We start from the raw sequence: 18,431 nt of genomic DNA on the forward strand, positions 1-18,431 counted from the left end.
AAAGGAGTAGCGCATGGACCCGCTATTAACGGTGGCATTCGTGATGGTGGCGTTAGCCGGAGGGGCGGTGGTGGCGGTGCGGGACCCGCTGGAGCAGTCGATCGTGGTCGGCTTCTTCGGGCTTTTGCTGAGCCTTTTGTTCACCCTGCTCCAGGCGCCGGACGTGGCGCTCTCCGAGATGGTGGTCGGCGCCGTCGCCTTTCCGCTCATGGTGCTGATAACGGTGGCGAAGACCCGCACCGGGAGGAGGCAATGAGCGAACGGTTCCGCATCATGCTCTACCTCGTTTCGGCGCTGGCCTTCGCGGCGGCGCTTCGCGCAGCCTTCGCCGGGCTCCCGGATTTCGGCGCCTATTGCGGCGCCTACGGCCCCCTGGTGCTGGAAAGCATGCAGGGGATGCGGCACGCCCAGCAGGGCGTTGCGGCGGTTACCTTCGACTACCGCGGCTTCGATACGCTGGGGGAGGAGTTCATGCTCTTCGCAGCGGTGGCAGGCGCCCTCCTTCTTTTGCGCCGGCAGGAATCGGAGCGCTTCCGGGAACCGAAAGACCAGGCCGGCGACCGCGCCGGCATAGAACCGGCGCCGGCCGTCCTCGGGCTAGGCCTGTTGATGTTTCCTTTTACGCTCCTTTTGGGGATCTACGTGGTGCTGCACGGGCACCTCACCCCGGGGGGCGGGTTCCAGGGAGGCGTTTTGCTGGCGACCGCCTTCTACTACGTCTATCTGAGCGGGGAGTACGGCGACCTCCTTGAGGTCGCGGCCGGCGACACCGTGGCACGGTTCGAGGCCGCGGGTGCGGCAGGGTTCCTCCTCGTCGGGACGGTCCCGCTCTTCACGGGGCATCGTTACCTGCAAAACGTGCTGCCGCTGGGAAACATGGGGGAACCCTTCTCCGCAGGGACCCTCCCGCTTTTGAACTGCGCCGTGGGGATCGAGGTGACCGCCGCCTTTCTCCTGGTGATCTCGGCATTTCTGAGGCAGGTACTGTTGATACGAAAGGGGAAACATTCATGAACATGCTCCCGTTCCTTGTCGCGCTCTGGCTCCTCCTGGTCGGGCTCTACGGGGTCTCCGCCACGAAAAACAGCATCCACCTGGTGAGTTCCCTCTTCGTGGCCCAGTCTTCGGGCTACCTGCTCCTCCTCTCCCTGGGGTATCTCAAGGGGGGGACCGCGCCCATACTGGACCAGGTGCGGGTCGGCTCGCGGCCGGTCGATCCGGTGGTGCAGGCGCTGACCATGACCGACATCGTCGTGGGAGCGGCCGTCTCCGCCCTGATCCTCGCCTGCGCGCTGCAGGCCTTCAAGAAGAGCGGGACGCTCGACCCCAGGCGCACCCCGCCCATGAGGGGATGAGCGTGGAACTCGCCCCCTTTCCCGTTCTGGCTCCGCTTTTTTTGGCGGCGGTTTTGGCGGCGCTGGAGCACATCACCAACCGGCACCGGATCCTCGACCTCCTCTCTTTGGCCACCGTCGCGGCCGTGCTGGTCCTGGACCTCCTCCTTTTGAAGCGCTCCTTCTCCGGCACCGTAGTCTACTGGTTCGGCGCCTGGACTCCGATGCAGGGCTTTCCCGTAGGGATCGCCTTCGTCGTCGATCCGGTCGCCGCCCTCCTCGCCCTTTTCGCGGCGTTTCTCACCGCCATGGGATTTCTCTACTCCTGGCACCGTTTCAAGGCTGTCGGCACCTACTATCACACGCTCATGCTCCTTTTCCTCGCCTCCATGCAGGGGTTCTGCCTCACCGGCGACCTCTTCAACATGTTCGTCTTCTTCGAGCTGATGGGGGTCACCGCCTACGCGCTCACCGGGTACAAGATCGAGGACAGCGGCCCCTTGGAAGGAGCGCTCAACTTCGCCGTGATGAACAGCATCGGCGGCTTGATGGTCCTTTTCGGGATCGGTCTCCTTTACGGCATCACCGGCGGGCTCAACCTCGCCTGGGCCGGCGCGTTCCTTGAGGGAAAAGCGGGAGGGGCAACTGTCGCTGCGGCCTTCGTCCTGTTAAGCCTGGGGTTCCTGGTGAAGGGGGCCATCGTCCCCTTTCATTTCTGGCTTCCCGACGCCCATGCCGTCGCCCCTACCCCCGCCTCCGTCCTCTTCTCCGGCATCATGGTGCAGCTGGGGCTCTACGCGGTGGCGCGCATCTACTGGGTCGTCTTCAGCGACGCGCTCGACCCAGCCCCCTTGCGGCTCCTGTTGCTGTCGGCTGGTGCGGCTACGGCCCTTTTGGGAGCCGTCATGGCACTCCTGCAACGGCACCTGAAACGGATGCTCGCCTTCTCCACGGTAAGCCACAGCGGGATGATGCTCTCCGGTATCGCCCTCATGGACCCGTCCGCCCTCGCCGGGACCCTCCTCTACCTGGTCGGGCACGGGGCGGTCAAGGGGGCCCTCTTCGTCTGCACCGGGATCATCCTTTACCACTACAATTCGGTGGACGAGGAAACCCTGCGCGGCAAGTGCCTCCCCCTGAAGGCGACCGGCGCCCTCTTCTGCCTCTGCGGCGTAGCGCTCGCCGGGCTCCCCCCCTTCGGGACCTGGGCCGGGAAGGGAGTGCTGGAGCAGAGCGCCGGGAGCCTCGGCTACGGGTGGCTCCCCCCCCTGTTCCTGATCTGTTCCGGCATAACGGGCGGGGTGGTGCTGCGAGCAGGGGGAAGCCTCTTCTACGGCGTCGGCTCTGCCAACTTCCTCTCCAGTTCGGCCCCGTCCTCGGGTAAATACGAAGAGCCTGAGGCTTTCGAGGAGAAAGGGGGGACACCGAGGATGATGCTCCTCCCCCTGGTCCTATTGGTTGTGGTCGCAGTCGGGGCCGGAGCCTTGCCGCAGCTGCAGAGTTCGCTTGCAGAAGGAGCTGCGAGGCTCGCGGATGGGAAAGGGTACCGCGCTACGGTGCTAAAGGGCGGGGCTTACGCTGCGGCAGCGCTGCCGCAACCCGACCGACCGGGTTTGGCAATGGGAGTGGCTGCTGCCCTGGCGGCTGTCGCCGTGGCGGGATTCTTTTTCATCCCTCCGGACGCGGTGAGGCCGCTGCGGGGCCTGCGGCGCGCACTCGAAGGACCGGTAGCGCTCTTAAGATCGCTCCATAGCGGTTACATCGGGGACTACACCGCCTGGTTCCTGGCAGGGGCCGCAGTCATGACGCTTTTCGCCATAATGTCGCAATGAGCTATCAGAGGCTTTTTGCGTTGATTAAAAAAAACCAACTCAATATAATCAACTTGTAACAAGGGTGTTAAAAGTGGCTTTAAAAGGAGGAGTTATGGCAACGCGTGGTACTGGTCACTCACCGGCAAACGTGACGAAAAATCTCAAAGGCATAGACTTCCCGGCAGATAAAAAGGATCTGGTAAAACACGCCCAGCATATGAAAGCCGAGAAAGTCGTCATCGACGAAATCCAGAAAATGGAAGACCGGGAATACGGCAACATGGCCGACGTCATGAAGGCGTTCGGCGGGAAAGGGTCCGAAGAGGGTTCATCCAAATCGAGCAGCAAGCAGCAACAACCAGGCAGCCAGGCGGGGCAGAGCAAGACCCACAGCAAGTCGCACCACTAACGATGCTGAGCCCCCTCCCCAAAGGGAGGGGGCTTTTCCCGGAAAAGAAAAAACCCGCCGCAGCGGGTTTTTTTTGTGGGGACGAAAGTAATGCGTCACTTGGCGATCAGGTCGTTTCTCACCTCTTTTACCCCTTTGACGCCGCGGGCGATCTCGCCGGCGCGCTTGGCGTTGTCGGCGGAGTCCACGAAGCCGCTCAACTGCACCACCCCCTGGAAGGTGGTGACGTTGATCTGGAAGGTCTTCAGCGCCATCTCGTCGAAGATGGCCGCTTTCACGCGCGTCGTGATCATCGAGTCGTCGACGAACTCGCCCGCGCTGTCATGCTTGGGTGTGGTCCTGCAACCGGTGGTGACAGAGGCTGCCATGCAGGCACAGAGGATGATAAATACGATGCGCCGAAACTTTGCCATAACCATCTCCTTTTGTTAGAGGATATAGCTGCCAGAAAGCACATTAAGAATATCCAACGCAAATTGTGTGTCAAGACGGACTGGAGAGTATAAAAATTTGAAAGGGTTCATTTTGCCACTATACTTGGCGGGTGTTTGCAGCCAGCAACCAGTGCAGCGGGGAGGGATCATGAAGCTCATACTGCTCGCATTAAGTCTGCTTCTGACAGTGGACAGCGGCAAAGCTCTCGGAGTCGACGAAAGTATCTGCAATCCGGGCGGGACCGTGATCTATTATCCCAACGGCGAGTTGAAGTCCTGTCCGCTCAAAGACATCACCCTGTTAAGCGGCGTGAGATGCAACCTGTATGCTGAGGCTGAATTCTACGAACTGGGGACCTTGAAGAGCTGCATCACCAGGGACTTCTTCTACTACGAGAGCCTTACCTGCAACGAGTACAGCACCATCAGCTTCTATACCTCCGGCAAACTGGAGGGGTGCGTCCTCGCCACCCGGGTCGAGGTGGACGGCAAGATCTGCGTCGACCTGCAGCCGATCGTGCTCTTCGAGAACGGCAGACTGAAGACCTGCACCGCTCCGCGCTAGCGCCCCTTCCCCAGGCGCCCCATCACCTGCTGCATGTCGTTCCAGGCGTCCCGTTTGAGCCCCTGGTTCTCCAGCATCGCCTCGGGATGGTGGGTCGGCATGAGCGCTATCCCGGACAGATCGTGGAACCTGCCGCGCAGCCGCTGCAGTGGGGCCTCGCTTTGGAAAAGCAGGGCGGCCGCCTCCTCGCCCATGCTCACCACCACCTCGGGAGCGAGCGCTGCGATCCGGCCGGCGACGGCGGCGCGGGAAGCCTCACCGCTGGCAAAGCTTAAAAGGGAAACCTGCTCCTTGCCGAATCCCATGGCAATGACGATCTTCTCCAGAAGCTCCCCCGCCTCCCCGGCGAATCCCGATCCGTGCATGACGAAGAGAAGCCGGGCCCGAGGGTCCCCGTCCAGTCGCAATGAATCTTCCGGCGCGGCAGGCCGGGAGCTCGCCTCCGCGTGAACCGGGGCCGCCGGCTCCGGCGCGGCAGGGGGGGCGGGCGCCTGCGGCACTCCCCCTGCGGGCGCGGTCGGTGCCTGGACCGCGGCACGCTTCTCCCGCTCTCCGGCAACCGGCTGCCCAAAGGGGAGCTCGTCCACGCCGCTCTCCAGAAGCTCCGCCAGGTACCCTTTCAGCGAGCCCAGCACGGTTTCCCGCTCGTCCATCTCGACCATCCCAAACCCCTTTACTTTTTCAGGCTCATTAACTATGCTCGACCACATGTTGATACTAGCTGCAGCAACCCTCTTCCTGGTCATAGCGGTGCCGGAGCAGGCCTACGCCTGGGGCGCCGGCATCCACCTCCAGCTCGGCATGAACGTCCTCGCCAACCTGGACGCGCTCAAGCCCGCCGTCGCGGCCGTCATCGGCGCCCATCCCTACGACTTTCTCTACGGCACCATCGCGGCCGACATCACGCTCGGCAAGAAGTTCACCCACTACCTGCAGCACTGCCACCGCTGGCGCATCGGCCACCGCGTGCTGGACAAGGCGGGGGACGACGCACAAAAGGCCTGCGCCTACGGCTACCTGAGCCATCTCGCCGCGGACTGCATCGCCCACAACTACTACGTCCCCTACAAGGTGATGAGGAGCTTCTCCTCCCTCACCTTGAAGCACGCCTACTGGGAGATGCGCTTCGAAAACTTCGTGGAAAAGGAGATCTGGGAGACGGCGAAGAAGGTGTCCCTGGAACATTTCAGCTCCAACGACGCGCTTTTGCGCAAGGTCCTTTCCGACACAATCTTCTCCTTCGGCACCAACAAGCGGATCTTCAACTCGATCCTGCTGGTGAGCCGCCTGGAGAAATGGCAAGGGCTCTTGCAGACCCTTTCGGAAACCTCCCGCTACGCCCTGGAGGAGGATGACCGGGAGGAGTACATGCAGCTCGCCCAGGAAGCGGTCTTCGACTTCCTCAACAACGACGAGGATTCGCGCTACTACTTTGCCGACCCGACCGGCGAGCGCGCCCTCGCCGCAGCCGAAGCGGTCAGGAAGAACCTGCGCCTTTTGTACCGGACCGGAAAGATCACCAAGCCCCAGGCCATAGCCGAGCTGGAGGAGCTGAAGCCGAAGCTGAAGCAGGCGATCTGCCGCCCCGAGCTCCTCTTGGAGATCCTATCGGGCTGACGGGCTCCCCGGCTTTTCCGCCTTCCCTGCTCTCTCCCCGCGCAGCAGTTCCACGCGCTCCAGTATCTCCCCCGCCAGCTCCTCTTTCCCCATCATGGGGAGCGCCTCCACCCGGCCGTCCCGGTACAAGAGCTTCGCGATGTTGGTGTCGACGTTGAAGCCGGCCCCCTCCTGGGAGACGTCGTTCGCCACGACGAGGTCCAGGTTCTTCGCGTTCAGCTTGGCGGTGGCGTTTTTCACCAGTTCCTGGGTTTCGGCCGCGAATCCGACCAGGAGCCTTTCCCCCTTCATCCCCCCTATCTCGGCCAGGATGTCCGGGTTTTTCTCCAGCTCAATGGAAAGGAGAGCCGCGCTCTTCTTCATCTTCTCGCCGCTGCGGGACTTCGGGCGGTAGTCCGCCACCGCCGCCGCCTTGATCACGATGTCGGTCCGCTCCAAAAGCCCCATGACGGCGTCCCGCATCTCGGCGGCGCTCTGCACCCGGATCACCTTCACCCCGTGCGGCGCAGCGAGCGCCGTGGGCCCGGTCACCAGGGTGACCTCCGCTCCCCTTAGCTGCGCCTGCCTCGCTATGGCATACCCCATCTTCCCCGAGGAGTGGTTGCTGACGAAGCGCACCGGATCGATCTCTTCCAGGGTGGGCCCAGCCGTCACCAGTATCCGCTCCCCCGCGAGCCTTTTGGGGGTGAGCGCCGCCACCGCCTCGGCCAGGATCACCTCGGGGGCCTGCAGTTTCCCCTCCCCCTCGTAGCCGCAGGCGAGCATGCCGCAGACCGGCGCGACGAAGAGGTAGCCGTGCCTTTTCAGGCGCTCTTCGTTCTCGCGGTAGATGGGGTTCTGGTACATGTTGACGTTCATGGCCGGGGCGATCAGGACCGGCGCCTTGGTGGCCATGACGGTAGTGGTCAAAAGGTCGTCGGCGATGCCGCAGGCGAGCTTCCCGATGCAGTTTGCCGTGGCGGGGGCGACGATGAAGAGGTCGGCCCTCTCCGCGAGCGATATGTGCCCTATCTCCTGCTCCGAGATCAGGTTGAAGAGCTCGCTGTGCACGGGGTTACCCGAAAGGGTCTGGAAGGTGAGCGGCGTGACGAACTGTTTCGCGGCCTGCGTCATCACCACGTGTACCGTCGCACCCGCCTTGACCAAAAGGCGCAAAAGTTCGACGGCCTTGTACACCGCAATCCCGCCGGTTACCCCGAGAACGATCTCCTTCCCTTTCAGCATCGCCTCCTCCTATTCGTTGATGTAGGGATTGCTGCGCCTCTCGCGGCCGATGGTGCTGGAGGGGCCGTGTCCGGGCCAGACGGTGGTGTCGTCGGGAAGCGGCATCAGCTTCGCCTTGATCGAGGCCATCAGCTGCTCGTGCGACCCGCCGGGGAGGTCGGTGCGCCCGACCGAGTCGGCGAAAAGGGTGTCGCCGGTGATCACCAGCTTCTCGTGGGCGAGAAGGAGGCAGCACCCCCCCTGGGTGTGCCCGGGCGTGTGCAGCACCTCGATGGTGCGCTTGCCGAATTCGAGCTTCATGCCGTCCTCAAGAAACCGTGTCGGGGCAGGAGAAGCCTCGGCCTTCAACCCGTACTTCTGCGCGCTTTTCGCGGCCAGCTCCAGAAGCGTTTGGTCCCCCTGGTGGATCAAAAGCTCCGCTCCGGTCTTCTCTTGGACGCTACGGTTGCAGCCGACGTGGTCGAAGTGGCCGTGGGTGTTGACGATGTACTTGACCTTGATCCCGAAGCGCGCGATGGCGTCGGCGATCAGCTCGAAGTCCGCACCCGGGTCCACCACCACCCCTTCGTTGCTCTGCTTGTCTCCCAGTATGAAGCAGTTGACCCCGAGGGCGCCAACCACTATGGTCTCAAATAACATGGCATTTCCTCCTTGCGCGGCCGGGGCTTTTTGGCTGCGCCCCGAACCCGCTTCAAACTCAACGGATGCTTATTCCTTGCCGTTTTTCAGCGCGGCGAAAGGGTTGTTGCTGAAGCTCTTGCGCTCCTGGCCGCCGCGGGGGGCCTCCGGGCGCTCCCGGCGCGGCGCTCCCTGCTCCGGCGCGCTAGAGGGGGACAGTACCGGCACCGACGCCTCCACCGTCTGCGGCATGAGCTCGGACGGCTCCAGGCCTGCCGCCGGGGAGAGTTCCAGCTCCTCCTCCGGCAGGGAGTTCTCCTTGAAGAAGTAGCGGTCGTAGAGGCGGTGGTACGAGGTCCAGCGCGAGGGGTTGTCGGGTTCCTTGCGGATGTGGGTCCGGATGCCGTTGATCTTGGAGTCGAGATCGTCCAGGTAGTTGAGGATGGTCGCCTCCAGCGTCTTCGGGCGCTTCGGGGAGCCGTACTCGTACTGGCCGTGATGCGACAGGATCATGTGCTTCAAGAGCATGGCGAGCTCGGCCGGAAACCCCGGCAGCGCCGTGATCCGCTCGTGCAGCATCTCTGCCCCGATGGTGATGTGGCCGATCAGCTTCCCCTCGTCCGAGTAGTCGAAGCAGCGCAGGTAGGTCATCTCCCGCACCTTCCCCACGTCGTGCAAAAGCGCCCCGGCGACGAGGAGGTCCCGGTTCAGCCCCGGGTAGAGCGGGACCATGGCGTCCACCAGCTTCGCCACGGCGAGCGAGTGCTCCAAAAGCCCCCCGAGATAGACGTGGTGCATCCCCTTGGCCGCGGGGGCGACGCGGTACTGGGCCAAAAGCTCGGGGTCGTGGAAGAAGGAGGACAAAAGCCGCGCCAGGTCCGGGTCCTTCACGCCGGCGACCAGGGCGTGCAGCTCCTCGACCATCGCCTCGATGTCCCGGTCGGTTTCGGGAAGAAAATCCGCCAGATCGACCGAGTCATCGGGAACCTTCTTCAGCTCCGAGACGATCAGCTGCATCTTTCCCAGGTAGACGCTCGCCTTGGCGCGCACCGCCAGGAAGTCGTTGCGGTCGAAGAGCGCCCCCACCTGGTCCGCGTTGTCCCAGACCTTGGCGTCGACCTCGCCGCTTTTGTCCATAAGCTTCAGGGTGAGGTACGGCTTGCCGTTCTTGGCCATGGCCACGATCTTCTCCTTGACCAGGAAGACCGCTTCCACGAGGTCGCGGTCCTTTATCTCGGCAACGCATTTCTTTTGCACATGAAGCTCCTTGTAGGCTTGAAACTGGTGCTACTACGGCTTTTGGCTCTCGGCGCGAAGCCTCGCCGCGATGGCGTCGGCCACGCGGATCCCGTCGAGGGCGGCGCTCATGATGCCGCCGGCGTAACCCGCTCCCTCGCCTGTGGGGTAGAGGCCCGGATGGGAGACAGACTGCAGGTCGGGAGCCCGCGGGATGCGCAAGGGGGCCGAGGTCCGGGTCTCGACCGCGGTAAGCGTAGCCTCGGCGCTCATGAAGCCGCGCATCTTCCGGTCGAAGTGGCGAATCCCCTCCTTGAGCGTGGCGGCGACGGCAGCGGGGAGAAGCGGCGTCAGCTCGCATTCGACTACGCCGGGGCGGTAGCTGGAAGCGACCCTCCCCTTCCCCTCGCCCAGAAAGGACATAAGGCTCTGCGCCGGCGCCAGGTACCCCCCTCCCCCGGCCGCAAAAGCGCGCCGTTCCAGGTCGCGCTGGAACGCGATCCCGGAAAGCGGGGAGGCGCCGGGGAAATCCGCCGGCCCCACGGTGACCACCAAGGCGCTGTTGGCGCCGGGGCCGTTGCGGCGGTAGCCGCTCATGCCGTTCACCACCACCCCGCCCGCCTCGGAGGCGGCGGCGACCACCACCCCTCCCGGGCACATGCAGAAGGAGTAGGCGGAGCGCCCCGTCTTCTCGTTGTTGTAGGCCTGCGCGTACTCGGCCGGGGGGAGTTGGGGATGCGGGTTCCTGCCGTACTGGATCTCGTCGATCAGGGCCTGCGGGTGCTCTACCCTAAGCCCCACCGCGAACGGCTTTGCCTCAAGCTTCACCCCGGCCCGGTGCAGCATGGCGTAGGTGTCGCGCGCGCTGTGGCCCGGCGCCAGCAGCAGCGTGTCGCAGGGATGCTCCGAGGTCTCGTTCACCGTCACCGCGCTCACCCGGTTGCCGGAAAGCCCGATCCCGCTCACCCTGCTCTCGAAGCGGATCTCGAAACCGGACGAAATCAGCCTCTGCCTGATCCCCTTCACCACGGCGCGCAGCCGGTCCGTCCCTATGTGCGGCTTCGCAGCGTAGAGGATCTCCGGCGGCGCTCCGAAATGGACCAGCTGCCTCAGCACCCAGCCGCAGTTCTCGTCCTTCACCCGCGTGGTGAGCTTGCCGTCCGAAAAGGTCCCCGCCCCCCCCTCGCCGAACTGCACGTTGCTCTCGGGGAGGAGCTCCCCCGCGCGCCAGAAGCGGGAAACGTCGGCGGCTCTTTTTTCCACCTCCCGTCCGCGCTCGAGGACCAGGGCGCAAAGCCCGTATTCCGCGAGCCTAAGCGCGGCGAAAAGGCCTGCCGGCCCCATGCCGACGATGACGATGCGCTCCTTCGAGGCGAGCTTCGGGAACTCTTCCCTTGCGGCCGGCTCCACCCGGGAGACGTCCCCCCCCTCCTTGACCCGCGACTCGTCCTTAACGGTCACCTGCACCGTGTAGACCAGCTTGATCTTCCCCTTCTTGCGGGCGTCGACCCCTTTTCTGACCAGCGACAGGGATGTGACGGCGCTCTCGGGCACGCCCAGCTTCGCCGCGGCCAAAGCAAGCAATAGGCGCTCCTCCTCTCCGGGGGAGAGTGTGAGGTTTCGTAGCAGAAATGGCATGGGGTTTCCGTCAGGCGGCGCTAAAGCCGCGCCTCTTTCTTTCCAGGAGCTGCTCGACGATGATGACGATGTCCAAAGGTGGGGTGGATTTAGGGATGTGCACCTTGGCGCCCATCTCCGGAATCGGGTGCTCGTGCGGGGCGCCCTGGAACATGGAGGTCAAGAGGATGAGGACGGGATCCGGATCTTGCGACAGCCTGGCGATCTCGAGGGAGGCGCTCACCCCGCCCATCCTGGGCATGACGAGGTCCAAAACGACGGCGTCGAACCGGCCTTGGGCGTAAGCCTCCACCCCGGCCTGGCCGTCGCCGGCGGTGACCACCGTGAAGCCGGCGCCCTCGAAGGCGTCCGACATCACCTTTTGAAAGAACTTGTCGTCGTCCACCAGGAGGATCTTTCTCCCGTTTTCTGCTGTCATTTCAACCTCAAAGCGCTTTGGAATGCGCCATCATACAAAAATGCGTGGCAAAAGGGAAGGGAGAATCCTCCCCCGCTACCTCGGGGGGGCAAGCGGCAGGCGGACCAGAAAGGTGGTCCCGGAGCTGTCGCTTTTCTCCACCTCGATCTTCCCCTTGTAGGTCTTTACTATGCGCAGGACCACCGAGAGCCCGAGCCCGGTGCCGCGGCTGTTGGTGGTGAAGAAGGGGTCGAAGATGTTGGGGAGGTTTTCAGGCGGGATGCCGGGGCCGGTATCGGAGACCCTCACCGTGATCCACTGCTCGTCCCCTTCCAGCTCCACCGCGAGGGTCCCCTCCTCGGGCATCACGTAGATGGAGTTCAAAAAGAGGTTGGTGAAGATCTGCTCTATCTCCATCGGGTCGGCCTTGATGGCCGGGGGGATGCTCTTGAAGTCGGTGACCGCCCGGATCCTTTTCTGCCTAAGCTGCGGGGTGAAGGCGTCGAGCGTGTGCTCCAGGACCCGGTCCACCCTCACCTCGCTGATCTCGAACTTCGGCCGCTTGGAGGCGTCGAGGAGCTTGGCCAGGATGTTGTCGATCCGGTCGACCTCCTTGAGGATCTTTTCCACGTAGTCCAGGCGCTCGTGCTCGTCCAGCCCGCTTTTGATCAGCTGCACGAAAAGCGCTATGGAGTTCAAGGGGTTCCTGATCTCGTGCGCCATTCCCGCGGAGAGGTAGCCAAGGGAAGCAAGCTTCTCGGACTGCACCACCTCTGCCTGGGCCCGGCGCAGCGCCTCGCTCTTTTCCTGCACCCTGCGCTCCAGCTCGCGGTTCCAGTCCGCGATCTCGGCCAGAAGCCTTTCCCGCTCGCTCAAAAGGGCGCGGTTTTGCAGCTCGATGCCCCTAAGCTTCAGGACGCTCTCGATCCTCTCGACCAGGTCCTGGTTGTTGAACGGCTTCAGGATGTAGTCGGAGGCCCCCGCCTTCATCAGCTCGACGGCGATCTCCTCGCTCCCCTTGCCGGTGAACATGATCACGTAGGTATCGGAGTAGCTGCGCCTGATCTCCTTGAGCGCCGTGAGGCCGTCCATGTTCGGCATCATGTAATCGAGCAGCACGAGTTCGGGGCGTTCCTTCTCGATGGCCTCCAGCCCCTCCAGCGCCGAAAGGGCGGTGTAGACCTGGTAGCCGCGGTTTTTGAGGATGATGGCGGTAAGGTCGAGGATGACCTTCTCGTCGTCGACTATCAGCACGCGGCCGCGCGGCTCTTTATCCTGTTGGGACATGACGGGTTTTCCTGTTCTTTAGTGATTTCGGTCCATCAAAAAAAAGGGGCAGCAAACGCTGCCCCGCAGAAGTCTTATGGCGCCGGAGTCAGGCGAGCCGGACGGTTACCACCGGGCAAAGCGCCTTTCTCACCACGCGTTCAGCGGTGCTGCCGAACAAAAGGTGGTCTATCCCGCTTCTCCCCTGGGTGCCCATGACGATGCAGGAGGAATGGTCGCTCTCGGCCCGCTTCAGGATCTCCTCCCAGGGAACGCCGGTGACGATGGCGCACTGGTAGTTGGTGAAGCCTGAAAGGCGGCTGGCGCAGAACTTGCCCATCATCTTCTCGGCGCCTTCTTCGATCTCCTTTTCCAGGTTCTCGAAGGAGATGTGCGGCACGTAGAAGCCGCGCAGATCCACCGGCTCGTTGATGACGTGCAGTATGGTCAGCTGGCTGTCGAACTGCTTGGCCATGGTGAGCGCATACTCGAAAGCATGGTCCGAGCTCTCGGAAAAATCGGTGGCAAACAGAATCTTGTCGAAGCTTCTCATCCCGCCCCCTTTCGAACCGGTGTCCAGAGTCAGTGGCTGGTTTCCTTGAAGATCTTCTTCAGGATCGACTTCAGCTCGTCTATCTTCACCGGCTTGTTGATATATTCGAAAGCCCCGAGGTTCATGGCTTCGATATAAGACTCGACACCGCCGTAAGCGGTGATCATGATCACGTTGCTGGAAGGGTAGCTCCGGTTGAGTTCCTTGAGGAAGGTGATGCCGTTCATCTCGGGCATGTTGATGTCGGTCACGATCAGGTTAACCTCCTGCTCGCGCAGGTAGTTAAGCGCTTCGAAACCGTTGGCCACGCTGTCAACCAGGAACCCTTCCTTGGCCAGCAAGCGGGAGAGACCGATGCGCGCGTTCTCCTCGTCATCCACCACCAGTATTCGCTTGGGCTGCTTTGGCAAGATAGGCTCCGATTCGTTTATTAGAAAAGCAGCTTTGATTCTAGCACCGCCCCCCCGGGTGTCAACGGGGGTTTTCCCCCAAGAGCGAATCTTTTACGTAATTTACCGGCATGGGATGAGAGGGTGCCGATGCTGGAATCGAACCAGTTTTCATTGCGGCAAAATGTCTTCATTGGAATTTGTCCGCTTTAATGATCGACGGAGAGCTGGGAGTGGGTTGCAGTGGTGGACTTATGGATCTATTGTCCCGCTTTCAGATCGACGTGCGCCGGCTGTCCGGCCTGCCCGAGCGCCTTCAAAGGCCTGCCGTTGAATTCCCCTTCGACGGCGCCGCCGTCGCCCAGTTCCAGGGAGAAGGAACGCTGTCCCTTCCACTCGATGAGGTCGCCGGCCTTCAGGTCGTAGCGCTGGGAGATGCTGTCGTCGATGGTGATGCTGAGCCAGCTGTCCCGGTTGAAGCGCAGCTTCAGGACCACGCCTTGCTGCCTGCCGGCAGGAGCCGCGCTTTGCGGACCCTCGGCCGCCGGCTCGGCCAGAGGCTCCCGGCGCGACGAACTGACCTGCTTTTGCACCGGGGCGGTCATGGGGGCCATGACCGGTGCGGGGACCGGCGCCGGGGGAGCCGGACGCGGCGGGGGGGGAGGTTGTTCGCCGTCGGGGTAAAAGAGCGCGGCGAGCACCACGAGGACCAGCAGCAGCGCCGGTATCAGCCAGCGCCCGTGGTTGGCGAGCTTCGCCTTTTCCACGTTCTCCATCCCCGGGTGCGGCTGGGAGGGCTCAGCCTGCGGCTTCGCTGCCGGGACCAGCTCGCGCTCGTACCTTGCGACCACCTCGTCGCCGGAAAGGGAGAGAAAACCTGCGTAAAGCCTGAGGAATCCCTTGATGTAGGCGACGTTGGGGAGTTTCTCGAACTGCCCTTGCTCGATCGCCGCCAGATAGTTCCTGCCGATCTTGGTTACCTGCGAGGCCTCTTCCAGCTTGAGTCCGCGCGATTCGCGCACGCCCTTCAGGTACTGGCCGACGGGCATCTCAGCGCCCATGTTCTCTGGCTCAGACACGTTACCTCACCTTGAGCAGTTCCAGGTACTCCCTGGAGAGCTGCCCGATTTCCGAATCCGGGGCCAAACGGACCACATCCTGAAAGGCGCTCTTGGCCGCGTCGGCGTCTTTGAGCTTCATCTGTGCCAGCCCCAGGTGGTAATAGGCGGAGGCATAGGAGCGGTTCAGCTGCAGGGCCTTTTGGTACTCTTCGACAGCCAGTTCGTTTTTTTGGAGGGCGAAATAGACCCGGCCCAGGTTGAGCCGGATGCGGGGGTCGCTGCCGTTTTTGGCGACCTCGTTGCGCAGCACGGTCAGGGCCTGCTGATACTCCCCCTTGCCCAGATAGGCAAGACCCAGGTTTATGGCGACGCCGTCCTGCCCCTGGTAGAAGATGTCGTCCTGCACCAGCTTGAACTGCTCGATGGCGTCGTCCCAGCGCTTCATCTCCAGGTAGTTGACCCCCAGGTTGTTCCGGGCGTCGGAGAAGCGCTCCTTGCGGTCGATCGCCTTCAGGTACTTCGCCTCGGCAAGATCGTAGCGCCCCTTGCGGTAGTAGGTAAGACCCAGAAGGTTCAAAAGGTCCGGGTCCCTCGGGGTGAGCTTCTCGGCCTCGCTCAGCTCCAAGAGGGCGCCGGTGTAGTTGTTCTCGGCGTAAAAGGACTGCCCCATCTGGTAGTGATAGATGGACCGGTTCTTGTCCCCCTGGCTCAGGGCGCATCCCGCGGCGAAAAGCAGGACGAAGGACAGCATGATCGGTATCGGACGGAGCATAAGCCTCACATGGTGGCTGCCGGTAGGTACCGGGGAAAATTAGCAGATTAGCAGGTCGTTGTCAATGAGGAGGCGTTCAGCAAGCGAGGCCGATCAGAGCTCCCCCACCCCCTGGAAATGCGTCATCTTCTTGAAGCTGCGGTAGCGCGACTCGATCTCGGGGTAGGAGAGCGTCTTCAGGCGGTCCAGGCTGAAAGCCTCGACGTTGAAGGAGGCCATTACGGAACCGAAGATGATGGCCTGCCGCACCCCCTGCTCCGAGACGTCGCCGGTGTTGGCCAGGTACCCCATGAAGCCGCCGGCGAAGGTGTCGCCCGCGCCGGTGGGATCGAAGACCTCCTCCAGCGGGAAGGCGGGGGCCGCGAACACCGAGTGCCCGTTGAACATGAGCACGCCGTACTCCCCGCGCTTCACGATCAGGTTCTTCACCCCCATCGCTATGATCGCACGCGCCGCCCGCACCAGGTTCGCCTCCCCGGAGAGCTGGCGCGCCTCCCCCTCGTTGATGATGAGGAAGTCGACGCGGCTGATCACCTTCTTGAGCGCCTCGGGCTTGGAGGAGATCCAGAAGTTCATGGTGTCCAAAGCCACCACCTTGGGGTTGGGCACCTGGTTCAGCACCTCCATCTGCAGTTCGGGGTCTATGTTGGCGAGGATCAGGTATTCGGCGCCGGCGTAGGATGCCGGTATCACCGGCTTGAAGCTCTCGAAGACGTTCAGGTGCGTCTCGAGAGTCTGCGCCTCGTTCAGGTCGTAGCCGTAGCGCCCTTTCCAGTGGAAGGTCTTGCCCGGGACCCTGGAGAGGCCGGTGAGATCGATGTTCCGGGAAGAGAGGAACTTGGTGTGCTCCTCGGGGAAGTCCTCCCCGACCACGGCCACGAGGTTCACGTCGGTGAAAAAGCTGGCCGAGGTGGAAAAGTAGGTGGCGGAACCGCCGAGTACGCGCTCCCTTTCGCCGAACGGGGTCTCTACCGAATCAAGGGCGACGGAACCAACGACAAGTATGCTCATGAAACCTCCTGGAAGTGTTGCGGGATGAGGTACGGCAAATCGATGCCCAGTGGCATCTATCGGCAAAGGCTGCAGGTTTCTAGAGGTATTTCCCCATGATCAGCTCCAGGTTCTCGCGGGTCTCCACCGGGATCACGGAGGTGTCGCTGATGATGGCGTATTTGAGGGCCTCGCCGCAGCCGCAGGCGCGCCCTGCCGCGACCTTCGCCGCAGCTTGGCGGATGATCTTCTTGGCGGTGGCGACGTTATTTTTGATGATGGCGATGATCGCCTCCACCGAGACGTCCTCGTGAGCGTCGTGCCAGCAGTCGTAGTCGGTGGAGAGCGCGATGACGCCGTAGCAGATCTCAGCCTCCCGCGCGAGCTTCGCCTCGGTGAGGTTGGTCATGCCGATGATGGAGGCCCCGAAGGAGCGGTACAGTTGGCTCTCGGCGCGGGTGGAGAAGGCCGGCCCTTCCATGCAGACGTAGCAACCTCCCCGGTGCACCACCGCGCCGACCTCGACGGCGGCTTTGTGCAAGAGGTCGGAAAGATCCGCGCAGACCGGGTCGGCGAACTGGACGTGCCCCACCACGCCGTTTCCGAAGAAGGTGTCCTTTCTGAAGCCGCGGGTGCGGTCGATGAACTGGTCCGGTATCACGATGTGCCCCGGAACGATCTCCTCCCTGAGGCTACCCACGGCCGACACCGAGATGATGCGGGTGACGCCCAGCTTCTTCATGCCGTAGACGTTGGCGCGGTAGTTCACCTCGCTGGGGGTGAAGCGGTGACCCTTGCCGTGCCGCGGCAGGAATACCATGCGGACCCCGTCCAGCGTACCGGTCACGTACTCGTCGCTGGGCCTGCCGAAGGGGGTGTCGACCGTCACCTGGGCGACGCCGGTCATCCCCTCCATCTCGTAGAGCCCGCTGCCGCCGATAACGCCGATTACCTCGTTTGCCATCTCTACCTCCAGGGATTTCATTTAGGTTCTCTCTAGCCTTCGCAGCCGCAGTTGCGGCGTTCGCCGTCCTCCTGGTCCAGCCGTCCCTTGAGCTGGCCGCAGGCGGCGGAGATGTCGCTGCCGCGGCTGGAACGGGTGATCACGGTGACGTTTTTGTCCAACAGATACTTGTGGAAGCGGTCGATCGACTCCTGGGTGGGGCATTTGAAGTCGCACCCTTCGTGCTCGTTGAAAGGGATCAGGTTCACCTTGGAGGGGATGTTGCTGATCAGCCGCACCAGTCTCTTCGCGTCTTCGAGCGAGTCGTTCAGGTCCCGGATCATCACGTACTCCATGGTGATCCAGCGCCGGGAGGGAAGCGGGAACGCCTTGCAGGCGGCGAGCAACTGGGCCAGAGGATAAGTGCGGTTCACCGGCATGATCCGGCTCCTCACCTCGTCGGTGGTGGCGTTCAGCGAGACGGCGAGGTTCACCGTGCAGCCGCGCCCGAGTTCCGCCATCTCGGGGACGAGCCCGGAGGTGGAGACGGTGACCTTCCTGGTGGAGAACTGGAAGCCGTCCGGGTCGGTCAGGATCTGCACCGCCGGGATCACCCCTTTGAGGTTCGCCAGCGGCTCCCCCATCCCCATGAAGACGATGTTATTCACCGGCTGGTCGCGCTTCACCGCGCAGACCTGGTTCACGATCTCGGCCGTGGTGAGGTTGCGGGAGAGCCCGAAGCTGCCGGTGAGGCAGAAGGCGCAACCCATGGCGCAGCCGACCTGGCTCGAGATGCAAAGCGTGTTGCGCCCCTCGTCGGGGATGAGGACGCTCTCCACCGCGCTGCCGTCGGACAGGCGGAAGAGGTACTTCCTGGTCCCGTCCTCCGACGCCTCGACCACCTCGGGCGTCAGGTTGCTGATCTGGGCGATCTCGCCCAGCATGGACCGGAACTCCTTGGAGACGTTGGTCATCTCCTCGAAACTTCCGGCGTCCATCTGGTAGAGCCACTTGAAGATCTGCTTGGCGCGGAAGCGCTCCTTGCCCAGCCCTGAGATGTACGACTCGAGACCCTGCAGGGTCAAATTCTTTATGTCTGTTTTCTGCATCGCCTTTTTCGGATATAAAAAAGCCCTTCTAGCGAAGGGCTTTCGATCTGCCTAGACCAGTT

The 18,431-nt window shown here is 62.9% G+C and carries 22 protein-coding genes; 7 read left to right on the plus strand and 15 right to left on the minus strand.

Features of this window, described 5'->3' with window-relative positions:
• Positions 1 to 13 precede the first annotated feature (13 nt).
• The 5 genes from K419_RS0100175 (at position 14) to K419_RS0100195 (ending at position 3,557) form a co-directional block, all read left to right on the plus strand.
• Entirely contained in the window at positions 14 to 256 is a 243-nt protein-coding gene (locus tag K419_RS0100175; RefSeq protein ID WP_026839775.1) for a hydrogenase subunit MbhD domain-containing protein, read from the plus strand.
• Complete coding sequence (locus K419_RS21395; RefSeq protein ID WP_035496707.1) at positions 253 to 1,014, plus strand: MnhB domain-containing protein; 762 nt, start codon at positions 253 to 255, stop codon at positions 1,012 to 1,014. Before K419_RS0100175 ends, K419_RS21395 begins: the two co-directional genes overlap by 4 nt.
• Complete coding sequence (locus K419_RS0100185; RefSeq protein WP_026839776.1) at positions 1,011 to 1,355, plus strand: NADH-quinone oxidoreductase subunit K; 345 nt, start codon at positions 1,011 to 1,013, stop codon at positions 1,353 to 1,355. Before K419_RS21395 ends, K419_RS0100185 begins: the two co-directional genes overlap by 4 nt.
• Entirely contained in the window at positions 1,352 to 3,166 is a 1,815-nt protein-coding gene (locus K419_RS0100190) for a complex I subunit 5 family protein (RefSeq protein WP_026839777.1), read from the plus strand. The genes K419_RS0100185 and K419_RS0100190 overlap by 4 nt, the downstream gene beginning before the upstream one ends.
• 94 nt (positions 3,167 to 3,260) lie before the next feature.
• A complete protein-coding gene (locus K419_RS0100195; protein ID WP_026839778.1) occupies positions 3,261 to 3,557 on the plus strand; it encodes a DUF2795 domain-containing protein in 297 nt (98 codons plus the stop codon).
• 95 nt (positions 3,558 to 3,652) lie between these two features.
• On the opposite strand, the gene K419_RS0100200 is transcribed toward K419_RS0100195, so the two are convergent.
• Positions 3,653 to 3,970, minus strand: coding sequence for a BON domain-containing protein (locus K419_RS0100200; RefSeq protein ID WP_026839779.1), 318 nt, complete (start codon positions 3,968 to 3,970; stop codon positions 3,653 to 3,655).
• Between the two features lie 169 nt (positions 3,971 to 4,139).
• Here K419_RS0100200 and K419_RS0100205 point away from each other — a divergent pair, with 169 nt between their 5' ends.
• Positions 4,140 to 4,556 (plus strand): hypothetical protein, encoded by a 417-nt coding sequence (locus K419_RS0100205; protein WP_026839780.1) that lies wholly within the window; start codon positions 4,140 to 4,142, stop codon positions 4,554 to 4,556.
• Here the strand turns inward: K419_RS0100205 and K419_RS0100210 are convergent.
• Positions 4,553 to 5,218 (minus strand): uracil-DNA glycosylase family protein, encoded by a 666-nt coding sequence (locus tag K419_RS0100210; RefSeq protein ID WP_026839781.1) that lies wholly within the window; start codon positions 5,216 to 5,218, stop codon positions 4,553 to 4,555. The genes K419_RS0100205 and K419_RS0100210 overlap by 4 nt on opposite strands.
• A gap of 34 nt (positions 5,219 to 5,252) precedes the next feature.
• Between K419_RS0100210 and K419_RS0100215 the strand changes: the two genes are divergently transcribed.
• Positions 5,253 to 6,173, plus strand: coding sequence for a zinc dependent phospholipase C family protein (locus K419_RS0100215; RefSeq protein WP_026839782.1), 921 nt, complete (start codon positions 5,253 to 5,255; stop codon positions 6,171 to 6,173).
• Here K419_RS0100215 and coaBC read toward each other — a convergent pair.
• The 13 genes from coaBC to rlmN all read right to left on the minus strand — a co-directional run bounded on the left by coaBC (position 6,162) and on the right by rlmN (position 18,369).
• Positions 6,162 to 7,397: a bifunctional phosphopantothenoylcysteine decarboxylase/phosphopantothenate--cysteine ligase CoaBC gene (coaBC, locus tag K419_RS0100220; protein WP_026839783.1), complete on the minus strand. Its 1,236-nt coding sequence runs from the start codon at positions 7,395 to 7,397 to the stop codon at positions 6,162 to 6,164. The genes K419_RS0100215 and coaBC overlap by 12 nt on opposite strands.
• 9 nt (positions 7,398 to 7,406) lie before the next feature.
• Complete coding sequence (locus tag K419_RS0100225) at positions 7,407 to 8,036, minus strand: MBL fold metallo-hydrolase (RefSeq protein WP_026839784.1); 630 nt, start codon at positions 8,034 to 8,036, stop codon at positions 7,407 to 7,409.
• 69 nt (positions 8,037 to 8,105) lie between these two features.
• A complete protein-coding gene (locus K419_RS0100230) occupies positions 8,106 to 9,272 on the minus strand; it encodes a 3'-5' exoribonuclease YhaM family protein (protein ID WP_026839785.1) in 1,167 nt (388 codons plus the stop codon).
• Between the two features lie 33 nt (positions 9,273 to 9,305).
• Positions 9,306 to 10,889 (minus strand): NAD(P)/FAD-dependent oxidoreductase, encoded by a 1,584-nt coding sequence (locus K419_RS0100235; RefSeq protein WP_026839786.1) that lies wholly within the window; start codon positions 10,887 to 10,889, stop codon positions 9,306 to 9,308.
• A gap of 10 nt (positions 10,890 to 10,899) precedes the next feature.
• The gene (locus K419_RS0100240) at positions 10,900 to 11,307 is read right to left on the minus strand and encodes a response regulator (RefSeq protein WP_026839787.1); all 408 of its coding nucleotides are present in this window, start codon (positions 11,305 to 11,307) and stop codon (positions 10,900 to 10,902) included.
• A 75-nt stretch (positions 11,308 to 11,382) separates the two neighbouring features.
• Entirely contained in the window at positions 11,383 to 12,573 is a 1,191-nt protein-coding gene (locus K419_RS0100245) for a response regulator (RefSeq protein WP_026839788.1), read from the minus strand.
• An 88-nt stretch (positions 12,574 to 12,661) separates the two neighbouring features.
• Positions 12,662 to 13,105 carry a universal stress protein gene (locus K419_RS0100250; protein WP_026839789.1) on the minus strand — a complete coding sequence of 148 codons (444 nt, stop codon included), beginning with the start codon at positions 13,103 to 13,105 and terminating at the stop codon, positions 12,662 to 12,664.
• 29 nt (positions 13,106 to 13,134) lie between these two features.
• Complete coding sequence (locus K419_RS0100255) at positions 13,135 to 13,515, minus strand: response regulator (protein WP_012530095.1); 381 nt, start codon at positions 13,513 to 13,515, stop codon at positions 13,135 to 13,137.
• A gap of 239 nt (positions 13,516 to 13,754) precedes the next feature.
• On the minus strand, positions 13,755 to 14,573 hold the full coding sequence (locus tag K419_RS0100260) for a helix-turn-helix domain-containing protein (protein WP_026839790.1): 819 nt from the start codon (positions 14,571 to 14,573) through the stop codon (positions 13,755 to 13,757).
• A gap of 1 nt (position 14,574) precedes the next feature.
• Positions 14,575 to 15,327, minus strand: coding sequence for a tetratricopeptide repeat protein (locus K419_RS0100265; RefSeq protein WP_026839791.1), 753 nt, complete (start codon positions 15,325 to 15,327; stop codon positions 14,575 to 14,577).
• 93 nt (positions 15,328 to 15,420) lie between these two features.
• Positions 15,421 to 16,338: a PfkB family carbohydrate kinase gene (locus K419_RS0100270; RefSeq protein WP_026839792.1), complete on the minus strand. Its 918-nt coding sequence runs from the start codon at positions 16,336 to 16,338 to the stop codon at positions 15,421 to 15,423.
• 79 nt (positions 16,339 to 16,417) lie between these two features.
• A complete protein-coding gene (gene mtnP, locus K419_RS0100275) occupies positions 16,418 to 17,281 on the minus strand; it encodes an S-methyl-5'-thioadenosine phosphorylase (protein WP_026839793.1) in 864 nt (287 codons plus the stop codon).
• Positions 17,282 to 17,313: 32 nt separating this feature from the next.
• The gene (rlmN, locus tag K419_RS0100280) at positions 17,314 to 18,369 is read right to left on the minus strand and encodes a 23S rRNA (adenine(2503)-C(2))-methyltransferase RlmN (protein ID WP_026839794.1); all 1,056 of its coding nucleotides are present in this window, start codon (positions 18,367 to 18,369) and stop codon (positions 17,314 to 17,316) included.
• Positions 18,370 to 18,431: the final 62 nt, after the last annotated feature.

This window comes from Citrifermentans bremense R1 (assembly GCF_000426865.1).
GTDB classification, from domain to species: Bacteria; Desulfobacterota; Desulfuromonadia; order Geobacterales; family Geobacteraceae; genus Geomonas; species Geomonas bremensis.

Coding starts and splice junctions, on each gene's coding strand:
- K419_RS0100175 (WP_026839775.1), top strand. CDS start 14: ATGGACCCGCTATTAACGGTGGCATTCGTGATGGTGGCGTTAGCCGGA.
- K419_RS21395 (WP_035496707.1), top strand. CDS start 253: ATGAGCGAACGGTTCCGCATCATGCTCTACCTCGTTTCGGCGCTGGCC.
- K419_RS0100185 (WP_026839776.1), top strand. CDS start 1,011: ATGAACATGCTCCCGTTCCTTGTCGCGCTCTGGCTCCTCCTGGTCGGG.
- K419_RS0100190 (WP_026839777.1), top strand. CDS start 1,352: ATGAGCGTGGAACTCGCCCCCTTTCCCGTTCTGGCTCCGCTTTTTTTG.
- K419_RS0100195 (WP_026839778.1), top strand. CDS start 3,261: ATGGCAACGCGTGGTACTGGTCACTCACCGGCAAACGTGACGAAAAAT.
- K419_RS0100200 (WP_026839779.1), bottom strand. CDS start 3,970: ATGGCAAAGTTTCGGCGCATCGTATTTATCATCCTCTGTGCCTGCATG.
- K419_RS0100205 (WP_026839780.1), top strand. CDS start 4,140: ATGAAGCTCATACTGCTCGCATTAAGTCTGCTTCTGACAGTGGACAGC.
- K419_RS0100210 (WP_026839781.1), bottom strand. CDS start 5,218: ATGGTCGAGATGGACGAGCGGGAAACCGTGCTGGGCTCGCTGAAAGGG.
- K419_RS0100215 (WP_026839782.1), top strand. CDS start 5,253: ATGCTCGACCACATGTTGATACTAGCTGCAGCAACCCTCTTCCTGGTC.
- coaBC (WP_026839783.1), bottom strand. CDS start 7,397: ATGCTGAAAGGGAAGGAGATCGTTCTCGGGGTAACCGGCGGGATTGCG.
- K419_RS0100225 (WP_026839784.1), bottom strand. CDS start 8,036: ATGTTATTTGAGACCATAGTGGTTGGCGCCCTCGGGGTCAACTGCTTC.
- K419_RS0100235 (WP_026839786.1), bottom strand. CDS start 10,889: ATGCCATTTCTGCTACGAAACCTCACACTCTCCCCCGGAGAGGAGGAG.
- K419_RS0100240 (WP_026839787.1), bottom strand. CDS start 11,307: ATGACAGCAGAAAACGGGAGAAAGATCCTCCTGGTGGACGACGACAAG.
- K419_RS0100245 (WP_026839788.1), bottom strand. CDS start 12,573: ATGTCCCAACAGGATAAAGAGCCGCGCGGCCGCGTGCTGATAGTCGAC.
- K419_RS0100250 (WP_026839789.1), bottom strand. CDS start 13,105: ATGAGAAGCTTCGACAAGATTCTGTTTGCCACCGATTTTTCCGAGAGC.
- K419_RS0100265 (WP_026839791.1), bottom strand. CDS start 15,327: ATGCTCCGTCCGATACCGATCATGCTGTCCTTCGTCCTGCTTTTCGCC.
- K419_RS0100270 (WP_026839792.1), bottom strand. CDS start 16,338: ATGAGCATACTTGTCGTTGGTTCCGTCGCCCTTGATTCGGTAGAGACC.
- mtnP (WP_026839793.1), bottom strand. CDS start 17,281: ATGGCAAACGAGGTAATCGGCGTTATCGGCGGCAGCGGGCTCTACGAG.
- rlmN (WP_026839794.1), bottom strand. CDS start 18,369: ATGCAGAAAACAGACATAAAGAATTTGACCCTGCAGGGTCTCGAGTCG.